The sequence below is a fragment of the Klebsiella sp. ZJOU C1 genome (genome assembly GCF_035620215.1).
GTDB classification, from domain to species: domain Bacteria; phylum Pseudomonadota; class Gammaproteobacteria; order Enterobacterales; family Enterobacteriaceae; genus Klebsiella; species Klebsiella variicola.
This window is the reverse complement of sequence record NZ_CP141644.1, coordinates 3,862,863-3,877,046: the sequence shown is the minus strand read 5'-3', so window position 1 is coordinate 3,877,046 and position 14,184 is coordinate 3,862,863. Positions and strand designations below refer to the sequence as shown.

At 56.8% G+C, this 14,184-nt stretch carries 14 protein-coding genes; 9 read left to right on the top strand and 5 right to left on the bottom strand.

Annotated features, from left to right (window positions below):
- The first annotated feature begins 30 nt into the window (after positions 1 to 30).
- From ada to mgtE, 4 genes are all read left to right on the top strand, one after another.
- The gene (gene ada / locus SPE70_RS18530; RefSeq protein WP_023340559.1) at positions 31 to 1,095 is read left to right on the top strand and encodes a bifunctional DNA-binding transcriptional regulator/O6-methylguanine-DNA methyltransferase Ada; all 1,065 of its coding nucleotides are present in this window, start codon (positions 31 to 33) and stop codon (positions 1,093 to 1,095) included.
- A complete protein-coding gene (alkB, locus tag SPE70_RS18525) occupies positions 1,095 to 1,748 on the top strand; it encodes a DNA oxidative demethylase AlkB (protein ID WP_032730834.1) in 654 nt (217 codons plus the stop codon). Before ada ends, alkB begins: the two co-directional genes overlap by 1 nt.
- A gap of 74 nt (positions 1,749 to 1,822) precedes the next feature.
- A complete protein-coding gene (locus SPE70_RS18520) occupies positions 1,823 to 3,466 on the top strand; it encodes a multidrug ABC transporter permease/ATP-binding protein (RefSeq protein ID WP_016161571.1) in 1,644 nt (547 codons plus the stop codon).
- Positions 3,467 to 3,621: 155 nt separating this feature from the next.
- Positions 3,622 to 5,058 (top strand): magnesium transporter, encoded by a 1,437-nt coding sequence (gene mgtE, locus SPE70_RS18515; protein ID WP_012541001.1) that lies wholly within the window; start codon positions 3,622 to 3,624, stop codon positions 5,056 to 5,058.
- Here the strand turns inward: mgtE and SPE70_RS18510 are convergent.
- The gene (locus SPE70_RS18510) at positions 5,021 to 6,181 is read right to left on the bottom strand and encodes a SulP family inorganic anion transporter (RefSeq protein WP_074188486.1); all 1,161 of its coding nucleotides are present in this window, start codon (positions 6,179 to 6,181) and stop codon (positions 5,021 to 5,023) included. The two genes, mgtE and SPE70_RS18510, sit on opposite strands and share 38 nt — an antisense overlap.
- A gap of 358 nt (positions 6,182 to 6,539) precedes the next feature.
- On the opposite strand from SPE70_RS18510, the gene mqo reads away from it, so the two are divergent.
- On the top strand, positions 6,540 to 8,174 hold the full coding sequence (gene mqo, locus SPE70_RS18505; RefSeq protein ID WP_012541003.1) for a malate dehydrogenase (quinone): 1,635 nt from the start codon (positions 6,540 to 6,542) through the stop codon (positions 8,172 to 8,174).
- Between the two features lie 64 nt (positions 8,175 to 8,238).
- Here the strand turns inward: mqo and eco are convergent, their stop codons facing one another.
- From eco to SPE70_RS18485, 4 genes are all read right to left on the bottom strand, one after another.
- Positions 8,239 to 8,730: a serine protease inhibitor ecotin gene (eco, locus tag SPE70_RS18500; RefSeq protein ID WP_012541004.1), complete on the bottom strand. Its 492-nt coding sequence runs from the start codon at positions 8,728 to 8,730 to the stop codon at positions 8,239 to 8,241.
- A gap of 152 nt (positions 8,731 to 8,882) precedes the next feature.
- Positions 8,883 to 9,992 (bottom strand): AI-2E family transporter, encoded by a 1,110-nt coding sequence (locus SPE70_RS18495; RefSeq protein ID WP_022064830.1) that lies wholly within the window; start codon positions 9,990 to 9,992, stop codon positions 8,883 to 8,885.
- Between the two features lie 348 nt (positions 9,993 to 10,340).
- On the bottom strand, positions 10,341 to 10,529 hold the full coding sequence (locus tag SPE70_RS18490; RefSeq protein WP_008803987.1) for a hypothetical protein: 189 nt from the start codon (positions 10,527 to 10,529) through the stop codon (positions 10,341 to 10,343).
- Positions 10,530 to 10,599: 70 nt separating this feature from the next.
- Complete coding sequence (locus SPE70_RS18485; protein WP_004102265.1) at positions 10,600 to 10,809, bottom strand: YdgH/BhsA/McbA-like domain containing protein; 210 nt, start codon at positions 10,807 to 10,809, stop codon at positions 10,600 to 10,602.
- Between the two features lie 333 nt (positions 10,810 to 11,142).
- Here SPE70_RS18485 and SPE70_RS18480 point away from each other — a divergent pair, with 333 nt between their 5' ends.
- Genes SPE70_RS18480 through SPE70_RS18465 form a run of 4 tightly spaced genes read left to right on the top strand, consistent with a single transcriptional unit; the run spans position 11,143 to position 14,184 of the window.
- Entirely contained in the window at positions 11,143 to 11,883 is a 741-nt protein-coding gene (locus SPE70_RS18480) for an amino acid ABC transporter ATP-binding protein (protein WP_016161568.1), read from the top strand.
- Between the two features lie 8 nt (positions 11,884 to 11,891).
- Positions 11,892 to 12,590 (top strand): amino acid ABC transporter permease, encoded by a 699-nt coding sequence (locus tag SPE70_RS18475; RefSeq protein ID WP_012967536.1) that lies wholly within the window; start codon positions 11,892 to 11,894, stop codon positions 12,588 to 12,590.
- Between the two features lie 9 nt (positions 12,591 to 12,599).
- Positions 12,600 to 13,352 (top strand): amino acid ABC transporter permease, encoded by a 753-nt coding sequence (locus SPE70_RS18470; RefSeq protein ID WP_012967537.1) that lies wholly within the window; start codon positions 12,600 to 12,602, stop codon positions 13,350 to 13,352.
- A complete protein-coding gene (locus tag SPE70_RS18465) occupies positions 13,342 to 14,184 on the top strand; it encodes a transporter substrate-binding domain-containing protein (protein WP_040968753.1) in 843 nt (280 codons plus the stop codon). Before SPE70_RS18470 ends, SPE70_RS18465 begins: the two co-directional genes overlap by 11 nt.

Here is a 14,184-nt window from a genome sequence, read left to right as displayed (position 1 = left end):
TGAGGATACACTTACAGCAGGAGCCTCGTCATGAAACCGATAGTTGCCGATACCGATGACCGCCGCTGGCAGGCGGTCTGCGAACGTGATACCCGGGCCGATGGTCAGTTTGTCTTTGCGGTACTGACCACCGGTATCTGCTGCCGCCCTTCCTGCCGCTCGCGTCGTGCGCGGCGGGAAAACGTGCGCTTTTTTGCCGACGTCGCCGCTGCCGTGGCGGCGGGGTTCCGCCCCTGCAAACGCTGCCAGCCGGATAAAGACGATCCGCAGCAGCAAAGGGTCGACAAAGTGGCGCAGGCCTGCCGGTTGCTGGAGCAGGACGCGCCCCTGACCCTTGAGGCGCTGGCTCGTGAGCTGGCGGTCAGCCCGTTTCATTTCCACCGTTTGTTTAAATCCGTCACCGGTATGACCCCCAAAGCGTGGCAACAGGCGTGGCGCGCCCGACGTCTGCGGGAAGCGCTGGAGCAGGGGAACACGGTGACCCGCGCCGCGCTGGCGGCCGGTTTTCCCGACAGCAGCAGCTATTATCGTCAGGCCGATGCGGCATTAGGCATGACGGCCCGTCAGTTTCGCCGCGGCGGCGCCGCCACCGTGGTGACCTGGACCACGGGCGACTGCGCGCTGGGCCGCTGTCTGGTGGCGCAGAGTGAGCGTGGCGTTTGCGCCGTTCTGCCGGGCGATAACGATACGGCATTGCTCGACGACCTGCGCCAGCGCTTTCCCAACGCCGAGTTGCGCCAAGGCACCCCAGAGTTCCGTCGCCAAATGGCCGAGGTTTTCGCTCACCTCGACGACAGCCGGCGGCCGGTATCGCTGCCGCTGGATCTGCAGGGCACCGCCTTTCAGTTGCAGGTCTGGCAGGCGCTGCGGCAGATCCCGGCGGGCGAGACCCGCAGCTACCGCCAGGTGGCAGAGCATATTGGTCTGCCACGAGCGGCAAGAGCGGTGGCTGGCGCCTGCGCGGCGAATTCGCTGGCGGTGATCGTTCCCTGCCATCGGGTGGTACGGGAGGGCGGCGCGCTGTCCGGTTATCGCTGGGGAACGGCGCGGAAAGCGCAGCTGCTGGCGCGTGAGGCCCAACACGAGGAGGAATAATGCTCGATCTGTTTAGCGATACGCCACCGTGGCAGGAGCCGCTGGCACCCGGTGCGGTGGTGCTCCGACGCTTCTCCCGCGAGCGCGCCCCGGCGCTGCTGCAGGCGATTGCCGATGTCGCCCGCCAGTCGCCATTTCGCCAGATGGTCACGCCGGGCGGATACACCATGTCGGTCGCCATGACCAACTGCGGCGCGCTGGGCTGGACCACCGATCGCCACGGCTACCTGTACGACCCGGTCGACCCGTTAACCGATCAAACCTGGCCGCCGATGCCTGCCGTATTCCGCGAACTGGCGCTGGCGGCAGCCGCGGCCGGCGGCTATCCGAACTTTTCCCCCGACGCCTGTCTGATTAACCGCTATCAGCCGGGCGCAAAACTGTCGTTGCATCAGGATAAAGATGAACAGGATCTGCGGGCGCCGATCGTCTCGGTCTCGCTGGGTCTGCCGGCCATCTTTCAGTTTGGCGGGTTGCAACGCAGCGACCCGCTACAGCGGCTGCTGCTGGAGCATGGCGATGTGGTGGTCTGGGGCGGCGAGTCGCGTCTGTTTTATCATGGTATTCAGCCGCTGAAAGCCGGGCATCACCCCGAAACGGGCGACTGTCGTTACAACCTCACTTTTCGGCAGGCGGGCAGTCGCCAGTATTAAAATAAGAATTATTCTTGATGTCATCGGCGAGCCGTTTAAACTGCTGGCTGTTTTGCTTTTCCGGATAGCCTGTTATGGAACTTCTCTCTCTCGTCTGGCGTCAGTATCGCTGGCCGTTTCTCGGCGTGATTGCCCTCAGTCTGCTCAGCGCCGCGCTGGGTATCGGCTTAATCGCCTTCATTAACCTGCGCCTGATTACCGCTGTCGATACCTCGCTGCGGGTCCTGCCGGAGTTTCTAGGCCTGCTGGGGCTGCTGATGGCGGTGACGCTGGGCTCCCAGCTGGCGCTGACCACCCTCGGCCACCATTTTGTTTATCGCCTGCGCGGCGAATTTGTTAAACGCATCCTCGATACTCAGATTGAACAGGTGGAGAAGATCGGCAGCGCGTCGCTGCTTGCCGGGCTGACCAGCGATATCCGTAACATCACCATCGCCTTTGTGCGCCTGCCGGAGCTGGTGCAGGGGATCATTCTGACCTTCGGCTCTGCCGCCTATCTGGCCTGGCTGTCAGGCAAAATGATGCTGGTGACGGCGCTGTGGATGGCGCTCACCATCTGGGGCGGTTTTGTGCTGGTGTCGCGGGTGTACAAACATATGGCCAGCCTGCGCGAAACGGAAGATAAGCTGTATCACGACTACCAGACGGTGCTGGAGGGGCGCAAAGAGCTGACCCTCAATCGCGAACGCGCGGAGTATGTGTTTAATCAGCTCTACCTCCCGGACGCCCGGGAGTATCGGCACCATATCGTTCGCGCCGATACCTTCCATCTCAGCGCGGTTAACTGGTCGAATATTATGATGCTTGGCGCCATCGGGCTGGTGTTCTGGATGGCCAACAGCCTCGGCTGGGCCGATACCGCCGTGGCGGCGACCTATTCCCTGACGCTGCTGTTTCTGCGCACGCCGCTGCTCTCCGCCGTCGGCGCGCTGCCCACCTTGCTCAGCGCCCAGGTGGCGTTTAACAAGCTGCGCCAGTTCTCTCTCGCCCCATATCAAGCCGAATTTCCCCGGCCGCAGGCGCATCCTGACTGGCAGACGCTGGAGTTGCGCGATGTCACTTTCCATTATCCGGACCAGCGCTTTGCGGTAGGGCCGCTTAACCTGACGCTGAAACGCGGCGAGCTGGTGTTTCTGATCGGCGGCAACGGCAGCGGCAAGTCAACCCTGGCGATGCTCCTGACCGGCCTGTATCAGCCGGTTTCCGGTCAGATCCTCGTGGACGGCCAGCCGCTGGCGGCGGATAAACCGGAGGAGTATCGCAAACTGTTCTCCGCGGTGTTTACCGACGTCTGGCTGTTTGACCGCCTGCTCGGGCCGCAGGGAGAGGAGGCCGATCCGGCGCTGGTGGCAACGTGGCTGGAGCGTTTGCAAATGGCCCACAAGCTACAGCTGGAGAACGGGAAAATCGCCGACCTCCGGCTGTCGAAAGGGCAGAAGAAGCGCGTGGCGCTCCTGCTGGCGCTGGCCGAGTCCCGGGACATCATTCTGCTGGATGAATGGGCGGCGGATCAGGATCCGCATTTCCGCCGCGAGTTCTATCAGGTGCTGCTGCCGCTGATGCAGCAGATGGGGAAAACCGTGTTCGCCATCAGCCATGACGATCACTATTTCCAGCACGCCGATCGCCTGCTGGAGATGCGTGCCGGCCAGCTGTCCGAGCTCACCGGGGAGGAGCGGGCGCAGGCTTCCCGCGATGCGGTGGCCCGTACGGCCTGATGCTCGCCGCGAGCCCGGGGGAAAAGCCGGGTGCCGCGCCGCTGAAATTTTCAGCGACTACATTGCTGGCGGTTATTATTTCCCCCTCCTCGCGCTATGCTTAAGGCTTCCGGCCCGCAGGCCGGCTCACTATTCTCAAAAGGATTGCCCGATCGATGTCCGTTTTGCATAAAAAAAGCGCCCGCTTACGTGACGAAGAGCGCGCCCGTCTGATTTGGCTCTTGAGTACCGATAAAGCAGTGACCTCCGCGCTGCTGGGCAAACTGACGCTGGCCGAACGCTATGATGAAGGCACGCTGGCCGATGACCTGGCGGAAGTCGAGATCCTGGTCTCGCATCTGCCGCCGCCGGATCTCGCCGATGCGCTGGAAGCGCTCCCCTATGACGCCCGCACCGCGCTGTGGTGCCTGGTGCCTGACGATAAACGTGGCGAAGTGCTGCTGGAAGCCTCAGAAAACGTCTGGGGCGACCTGATCGACAAGATGAGCGACCCCGAGCTGCTGCAGGCGATGCAGCCGCTGGATATCGATGAACAGGTTTACCTGCTGCAGCATCTGCCGCGCAACCTGACCGGACGGCTGCTGGCGACCCTGCCGGCCGAGAAGCGTGCCCGTATTCGCCAGATTATGCGCTACGCCGACAACAGCGTCGGGTCGATCATGGAGTTTGAGGTCATTACGGTGCGACCGGAGGCCACGCTGGCAGCGGTGCAGCGCTATCTGCGGCGTCTGGGTAAAATGCCGGAAAACACCGATAAGCTGTTCGTCACCACCCGTAACAAGCTGCTGCTCGGCGAGCTGGAGCTGCAGACCATTCTGCTCAACGATGCGCAGAAGCGGGTAGGGGAGGTGATGGAGGGCGATCCGGTCACCTTTCAGCCGCACGAAGAGGCGGAGAAGGTGGCGCGCACCTTCGAACGTGATGACTTGCTCAGCGCCGCCGTCATTGATGCCGATGGTAAGCTGATCGGGCGACTGACCATCGATGAGATCGTCGATGTGGTCTATGAAGAAACCGATAACGATCTGCGCCGGATGGGGGGCCTGAGCGATGAAGAGGATGTCTTCGCCCCGGTCAGCAAGGCGGTGAAAACGCGCTGGGCGTGGCTGGCGGTCAACCTGTGTACGGCGTTTATCGCTTCCAGGGTCATCGACGGCTTCGAACACACCATTTCACAGCTGGTGGCGCTGGCCTCGCTGATGCCGATCGTCGCCGGGATCGGCGGCAATACCGGCAACCAGACGATCACCATGATCGTCCGGGCGATGGCGCTACAGCAGATCCAGCCCGGCAGCTTTACCTTCCTGATCCTGCGTGAAATGGGCGTCGCCCTGATTAACGGCCTGGTATGGGGCGGGATTATGGGGGCCATTACCTGGTGGCTGTATGACGATCCGCAGCTCGGTGGGGTGATGACGCTGGCCATGATGCTCAACCTGCTGATGGCGGCGATGATGGGCGTGATAATCCCGATGGTTATGGTGAAGCTGGGGCGCGACCCGGCGGTCGGCTCCAGCGTGATGATCACCGCTATCACCGACACCGGCGGCTTCTTTATTTTCCTTGGTCTGGCGACGCTGTTTCTGATGTAGCCTGCGCCTTCGTGCGCAGGCGGCGGGGGATGAGCGCCATGGCGACGATCCCCGCCAGCACGCCGATCGCCAGATTGCTGGTTCCCACCGTCGCGGCGACGGTCACCAGCATCACCAGCGTTTCCGGCCACGGATTACGCGCCAGTTCGCCCGGGCGAATACTGTGCCAGCTAAAGGTTTTCACCGCCACAATCACCATCACCCCTGCCAGCACCGCCATCGGGATCTGCGCCATCACCTGGCTGAGCGCTGTCACCAGCAGGAGCAGCACCAGACCGGCGATCACCGTTGAGAGTCGGCTGCGGGCTCTGCCCATCTCCACGTTAACGATGGTCTGGCCGATCATCGCGCAGCCGGCGATACCGCCATAACAGCCGGCAAGGATATTAGCGATACCCAGCCCGGCGCTTTCCCGCGATTTGTTCGACGGGGTATGGGTGAGATCGTCCACCAGCTTAGCCGTCAGCAGGGACTCCATCAGACCGACAAAGGCGATACTGAGGGCGCACGGCCAGATAATCTGCAGTGTCGCCAGGTTCAGGGGGACGGTCAGGGCAGTGAATCCCGGCAGGCCGCCGCTCATCGAGCCTTCATCGCCGACGGTGGGCAACTGCTGGCCAGTGGTGACGGTATAGAGAGTGAGCGCGACAATGGCGATCAGTGGCGCCGGGACGGCCTTAATGAAGCGCGGCGCCCAGAGGACGATAAGCAGCGTCAGGACGAACAGGCCGACGATCAGCGGCTGGCGACTCCAGAAGTGCGGTACCTGAGCAAAGAAAATCAGGATCCCGAGGGCATTGACGAACCCGGTCATCACTGCCGGGGGAATAAAACGCATCAGGCGCGCCATGCCGCACAGACCAAACAAAATTTGAATCATACCCGCCAGAATGACCGCCGGCAGAATGTAGCCCACGCCGTACTGATGCACCATTGGGCCAATGACCAGCGCCACCGACCCGGCAGCAGCCGTCACCATTGCCGGGCGCCCGCCGAGGACCGACATCGCCAGGCAAAGCACCACCGAGGCAACCAGGCTGACCTGCGGGTCAACACCGGCAATGACCGAAAACGAAATAACTTCAGGGATTAACGCCAGGGCGGTAAGCACGCCGGCCAGCACTTCGCGCGTCAGTAACGACGGGGAGCGGAGGATGGGGCGCAGATTGCCGGAAGCGGCGGGGTCAGAAACTGGGGGCATAAAAAAAGTTCGCAGCTTATAAAAAAGAGGGAGCGGTGGCAGGCCCTGCTTCCGTGCGGTCTGTCACAAAACCGAGGATGATAGCGCGGAATCCCCAAGGCTACCAGTACAAAAAGTGATTTGGTGTATACATTTATTAAACATTTTTATAACGGATCTCAAAACAGAACTTAAAATTTAAACAATATTTAAATTTTTGAGCTTCGGTGGTAACGTGAGTGGTGAGAATCGTATCACCTGCGCTAAATAAAAACAGCGAGTAAAGTAAGGCTCAAATCCGATGAATAAAAAGATGGCCGTACCACGCTCACAGGCGGTTGGTCCCAACAGCACTCGGACCAACACCCGCCATGAGCAAGAGACGGATGTATTGTTGATTGGCGGCGGCATTATGAGCGCCACACTGGGAACCTGGCTGCAGGAGCTTGAGCCAGACTGGTCTATTACCATGGTTGAGCAGATGTCCAGCGTGGCGGAAGAGAGCTCAAACGGGTGGAACAATGCGGGTACCGGCCACGCGGCGCTAATGGAGCTGAACTACACGCCGCAGACCGCCAACGGCATCAATATCGACAAAGCGGTCGACATCAACGAAGCCTTCCATATCTCGCGTCAGTTCTGGGCGCATCAGGTGACGCGCGGCGTCCTGAACAAACCAAAATCTTTCATTAACAGCGTGCCGCACATGAGCTTTGTGTGGGGCGAAGATAACGTCAACTTCCTGCGCGCGCGCTATGCGGCGCTGCAGCAGAGCGAACTGTTCCGCGGTATTCGCTATTCTGAAGACCATCAGCAGATCAAAGCCTGGGCGCCGCTGGTAATGGAAGGCCGCGATCCGCAGCAAAAGGTGGCCGCCACCCGTACTGAAGTGGGAACCGACGTCAACTATGGCGAAATTACCCGCCAGCTGATCGCCGGCCTGCAAAAGCATGATAATTTCTCCCTGCAGCTGGGTACCGTGGTACGTCGCTTCAAGCGCAACGCCGACAAGAGCTGGACGGTCACTCTCGCGGATGCCGACAACCGTCGTCAGAAGCGGGTCATTAAAGCGAAATTCATCTTTATCGGCGCCGGCGGCGCGGCGTTGACGCTGCTGCAGGAAACCGGCATTCCACAGGCCAAAGAGTATGCGGGCTTCCCGGTCGGCGGCCAGTTCCTGGTCTGCGAAAATCCGGAGGTGGTGAACCACCATCTGGCGAAGGTTTACGGCCAGGCCGAAGTGGGCGCGCCGCCGATGTCGGTGCCGCACATTGATACCCGTATTATCGACGGTAAACGCGTGGTGCTGTTCGGGCCGTTCGCCACCTTCTCGACCCGCTTCCTGAAGAACGGTTCATTGTGGGATCTGCTGGCCTCGACGAATACCTCGAATATTCTGCCGATGCTCAACGTCGGTCTGGACAACTTCGATCTGGTGAAATACCTGATTAGCCAGGTGATGCAGAAAGATAAAGATCGCCTGGCGGCGCTGTGCGAGTACTATCCGGAAGCGCGGAAAGAGGACTGGCGGTTGTGGCAGGCCGGTCAGCGCGTGCAGATTATCAAGCGCGATGCGAAGAAGGGCGGGGTACTGCGCCTCGGTACTGAAGTGGTGAGCGATGACGAAGGCACTGTCGCGGCGCTGCTCGGCGCATCGCCAGGCGCCTCCACCGCGGCGCCTATCATGCTGCAGCTAATGGAAAAAGTGTTTAAAGACAAAGTCAATTCGCCGGAATGGCAGGCCAGGCTGAAGGCCATCATCCCGACCTACGGTATTCGCCTTGACGGCAACCCGGCGGAGATTGAGAAAGCGCTGGCGTGGACCAGTGAAGTGCTGGAGCTGAAATATGAGCCGGCCGCGGTGGCGGATGAAGCCCCGCAGGCGGAGCTGAAGCCGCTGAGCGGTGGTAAGCCGATGGCGGATATCGCGCTCTGACAAACGCTCTGACAAAAACGGCAGCCTGCGGGCTGCCATTTTTTTGTCGGTTTGATGGGTCGACTTAGCGGACGACGGCGTTACCGATGGTTTCGTCGGCGCGCCAGATGCGATATTTCACATCGACATTGGTCGGCGCGTACACGACAATCGGCAGCTTGCTGTTGTAGCGCAGCATGGCATCATCGCCGAGACCGGCAGTGACAAATTTCTTCTCTTTCTTGCCATCCGGGCAGGCCATCATGGTAGAGACCGGGCCGCTCAGCTTATCAAAGACATAGTAGTCATAGCCCCAGCCTTCCAGGGTTTTGCTTTCCAGCTTCCCGCCTAAACGATGGTGGTTGCAGTCAACTTCCAGCGTCTGGCCGATTATCAGCTCAACCTTCAGCGCTGACTCATCCTGCTGCTGCGGCAGCTGAATAACCTGACGCTTCATGCCTTTTTCCGCTTTCGGGAACGGCGCGACTTTTTCCAGCGGCTGGTCTGCGGCCTGGGCGCCAGCGGACATGCAGGCGGCGGTCAGCAGAGAAACGGCTAGCGTAGTGATTTTTTTCACGGTTGATCATCCTTTATTTTCGTTCCTGACTGATACAGCCTATCATTGCTTTGCTGAATGTTAAGTTTTATTTACTAATTTTTTCAAAATGAATGGTGTTATGTACTGGTGTGATGCCGTGTCGCACCTTGCGCCACGGCGGCCCATGAAGCTTATTCGTTGCGGCTATTTTTCGCTTCCTCAATGAATTCTTCATCTAATTCATCAGTGTTGCCAGCATGCTCTCGTCCCGACAGCAGGTTCCAGCAAGCGATAAACAAGGCGGCAATCAGCGGCCCGATAACGAATCCGTTGATGCCGTAGATCTCCATGCCGCCCAGCGTCGCGATAAGGATCAGGTAGTCCGGCATTTTGGTATCCTTGCCCACCAGCAGCGGACGCAGAATGTTATCCACCAGGCCAATCACAATCACAAAGAAGCCAACGATAAAGGCGCCCTGCCACAGCTGCCCGGTGGCGAAGAGGTAAATCGCCGCCGGCACCCAGATAATGGCCGAGCCTACCGCCGGGATAAGCGACAGGAACGCCATCAGCGCACCCCACAGAATGCTGCCGTCCAGACCGGCAACCCAGAAGGCAAAGCCGCCCAGCGCCCCCTGCGCCAGCGCTACGGCCACGGTGCCTTTTACCGTGGCGCGGGCGACCGCGGCGAATTTAGCGAACAGGTGCTGCTTCACATAGCTCGATAACGGCAGAGATTCGAGAGTCAACAGCACCAGGTAAGGCCCATCCTTCAGCAGGAAGAACAGCAGGTACAGCATAATGCCGAAGCTGACGGTAAAGCCAAAGGTGCCTTTACCAATCAGAAACGCGCTGCCGGCCAGATACTGGCCGCTTTTCAGCGCAACATCGGAGAGCTGCTGCTGGATCTGCTGCGCGCTATCGAGGTTGTGCTCGGCAAGGAAACCTCTGGCCCAGCCGGGGAGGTGAGCAAACAGACTGGCGACCACCGTCGGGAACTGAGTGTCGTTATGCTGAAGTTTGCTATACACCACGTTCAGCTCGTAGGCCAGCGACGAGAGGATGATCGCCAGCGGCGTAAAAACGATAAGGCAGATGATGACGATGGTCAGCAGCGCCGCGAGGCCATTGCGCTCGCCGAGGCGAGTGCGAATCTTGTTTTTGACCGGATTAAAAATCACCGCAAGGATCGCGGCCCAGAGGATGGCGGAATAATAGGGTGAGAGAACATCAAAAAAGGCCAGGGTTACAATAAAGACGATAAGGATGAAAAATCCTTTGGTAAGTCCATTAACTCTCATGTCATCCGCTCCTGCTTATGAGTCATACAGTCGAATGATAGATGCTACGACGTAATTTACCATCTGGATAGTCGTACTCTATAACAGAGGGGAAAAAGTGGATAAAAGCCCTGGCAGAAAACCCTGCGGACGCTATTGAGTAAAACAGACAACTTCTGCTTTCAATGCCTGTCCGGTACCCATGATGAAAGCAGTGTTATCTGCAAAATGTGCTGTCAGGAAGCAACGAGGTGTAGAAGCGTAGTATATCGATACGGCAAAAGTGGAGGTTATGGCGGATAATCCATGGTCAAACGGGCAGAAAGAAAGCGCGCAGCGGATATTTCCACGCGCGCCTTATGCAGTGTCTTACTGAAGATTGCCTGCGGTCAGGCTCTCTTTATCAAAGGCATGGCTGACATCAATATGATTCTGATGCATCGATGTATCGATATTTGAACCCGCCTCCGGATGCGTCTGGCTCTTCTCTGCGGCCATCACGCCGGACGAAAGTGTAGCGGCCAACAGCAGTGCGGTGACTACGCCGATATTTTTCATATTCTGTTCCTTATTTCATCGTGTTGTCGCTGTCGCCTGTTTCTTCCGGCGGCCCGGCAATGTGGCGATTTTATTTCGTCAGCTCAGCGGTCATATGTACGCGGTTATTGAATTGAGCGCTGGTGATTTTGTAAGACGCGCCTTGCTCTGCGGCCTGCGCGGCAATTTTGGCTTCTGCGCGGTCCAGGGTGGAAGCGCTGGCGCTGATGCTCTGAGCAAAAGTACCGAAAGAGATCATAGAGAGTGCGGCAACTGCAACGAAAGTTTTGATGGATTTCATGGTCGTATTCCTTAAGTGTTTTGTCAGTGTTGGAGCGTTGTTGCCCCGATGTGATAAATGATAGGCTGACGGCCGGATGATTAAAATCGAAACAATTTGCTTTCATTGTTCAGTAAATTTGAATAATCATTGTCAAGTATCGCCATCCAGTTTTGTTAAGAAAGCTAAATTACAATTCAGCCTCATTGTCATAACAAATATATAAAAAGTTATTTTTTAACTTTCGATAGATGATTTTCTTGTTTGCTATCATCTGAACTGCAGCAATATAGTTTTTAGGCAGCAATAAGCGCCGGCGTGCGGCAAATAAAAATTATCCACGAATATTTCATTATGATAACTATTAATAAGATCAGTAAAAGCTTCTCCGGTGAAAGAGTGCTAAAAGAGGTCTCGCTCAGTATTCATTCCGGCGAGATTATTTGCATTATTGGCCCCAGCGGCTCAGGGAAAACCACGCTATTACGTACGCTTAATTTCCTGGAGCCTGCCGATAGCGGGCAAATAAGAATAGATGATGTGGCGCTGGATTGCGCAAAAGCGGGCAAAAAGGAGATTGAAAAGCTACGGGCGAAAACCGCCATGGTTTTTCAATCGTGGAATCTCTTTCATAATCTGACCGCACTGCAGAATATTACCGAAGGCCTGATTTACGCTCAAAAGCGCCCGCGTCAGGAGGCGCAGGATATTGCTGAACGACTCTTAAAGCAGGTGGGGTTATTGCATAAAAAAGACAGCTATCCGCATAGTCTCTCCGGCGGCCAAAAGCAGCGTATCGGGATTGCGCGGGCGCTGGCAATTAACCCCGCCGTTCTGCTGCTGGATGAACCGACTTCCGCGCTGGATCCGGAAAAAGTTGGTGAAGTGCTGGAGCTTATTCAGACGATTGCCGCTGCGGGGCAGACGATGATTATCGTGACCCACGAAATGGCGTTCGCCCGCCAGGTCGCTTCCCGGGTGGTATTTATGGAAAACGGCGAAATCGTTGAGCAGGGCCCGGCGGAACAGATATTTGGCGCAGCACAGCAGGGGCGAACCCGGGCGTTTCTGGCGCAACTGCACTATCATGCCTGAGGCTAATGATGAACAATAACCCGCTCTTTAACTGGCAGGATATCGCCGGAATATTGCCGAAACTGCTGGAAAATTTACCCGTGACCCTCGGGATAACGCTGGCCTCACTGCTGCTTGGTTTGACGATCGCGCTGCTGATTGTGCTGCTGCAGTTTAGTCGCTTTAAGCCGCTTAGCGCGGTGGCAAACGGGTATACCGACATTCTGCGTGGCGCCCCCCTGGCGCTGCTGATCCTGCTGTTTTTCTTCGGCGGAAAATTAATTTTGACTGCGCTGGCGCTGCCGCCGCTATGGATTAGCGATACCACCTTTGCGGTGTTGTCTATTTCGGTCAGCATCAGTCCCTATTTTGCAGAAATGATGCGCTCCGCGTGGCGTGCGGTGGATACCGGCCAGAAAGAAGCCATCATCAGCCTCAATATTCCCTGGCATAAGGGAATGCTGCGGATTATTTTTCCCCAGGGGCTCATTATTGCCATTCCCGTTTTTGGTAATCTTTTAATTAACCTCGTGAAGATGACCTCACTGGTCAATATTATTGGTATTGTAGATATTTTTGGCCGTGCACAAAAGATTTCGCAAAATAGCTATGGGTCTAAACAGGTTGCGGCGTTTATTAGTGTTATTATCGTTTACTGGGTGCTGAATAGTATTATTCTCTATTTTACCACTCGTATTGAAAAGAAGTATCAGTTCCTGCTGGAGTGATAGATTAACATGTTTAGCCTGGCATTCATTCGGGACAATTTTACGTTTATTTTAAGCGCGCTGCCGGTCACCCTGGTGATAACGTTATTGTCCTTACTCTTTTCCACCCTGCTGGGCGCGGCGCTGGCGTGGGTGATTATTCGTCAGGTTCCCGGGGTTCAATGGGGGGCGAAGGTATTTCTCTCCTTTAGCCGTTCGGTCCCGGTACTGGTGATGCTGTATTTCTTTTTTTACGTCTGGCCATGGATAGCCGCCGGGCTGTTTGGCGGCCCGCAGGACAATATGTACCACTATAAACTCTCGCCACTGGTGGCGGCGGTCACCGCGCTATCGCTGATTTTCAGCGCGTATTTCGCCGAAACCTTTCGCGCAGGCTGGAACGCGGTTGATAAGGGGCAGCGCGAGGCCGCATGGTCAATTGGGCTAAGCGGGTTCACGCAGTTCCGACGCATTATTTTTCCGCAGGCGGCAGTATCCGCACTGCCGAACTTCACCAGCGTGCTGATCGATCTGATTAAAGACACCTCGCTGGTTTACACCATCACCGTTATTGATCTGATGGCGAAAGCCAATATCGCCGCCGCGCGCGGGTTTCATTTTGTCGAAGCCTATTGCGTCGTGCTGGTGATTTATATCGCGCTGTGCCTGGCAATTGCCAGAGCATTGCGCAGTGTAGAACGGTTTCTGCGCGCCCGCTGGCAAGGAAACGTACAAAAGAGTGTTCCACGGTTATCATTTTGGGGAAGGTATTTTGAAAAATAAAATTTTACTGGTGAGTGCGCTGACGTTGGCAATGGGAATTAACGCCGCACAGGCGGTTGAAAAAAGTCCGCACGCGAAGACGATTGAGGTTGTCGTTAACGCTAACGGTTTTCCCTTTAGCTTTGTGGACGATAACAACAATATTACCGGCTACGATGGCGATCTGTTAAAGGTGCTGGACCAGCGGTTAACCGACTATACGTTTCATTTTAATGCGGTCTCGCGCGACGCGATGATCGTCGGCCTGTCGACCGGCGCGTATACCCTTGCGGCGGATCACTTTTATCTCACCAAAGAGCGGGCGGAAAAATATGACCACTCCGGCGAGCCGACCGGGATCAGCGATTTACGCCTGATTGTACGTAACGATGAGAACGATATTCATCAACTCGGCGATCTCGCCAGCGGTAAGAAAAAGCTGGTGCCGATTCACACCTCCGACGCCCGTTATACGGTGATTGAAAACTACAACAAAAAACATCCAGGCCAACAAATTAACCTGCAGCCCAACGGCGAGCAGTCCGCCGCCGATATCTTTAAAGCGGTCGCTTCCGGGGAATACGATACGGCGATTTATCCCATTGGTGCGCTACTGGCGTTAAATAAGGCGCTAAATCTCAATCTGAAAGCTTCGGATTCCGTCGGCCTGTTTCCTAACGTCTATTTGTATAAAAAAAATACCGACCCGCAGTTGATCAAAGCGATTGATGCGCAGTTGGTTGCCCTGAAAAAAGACGGCACGCTCGCTGAGCTCTCACGGAAATGGTACGCCGAAGATGTGTATGCCCTGCCGGGCGCCAGCGACGTCAAAGTGAATACCGACTGGGAATAA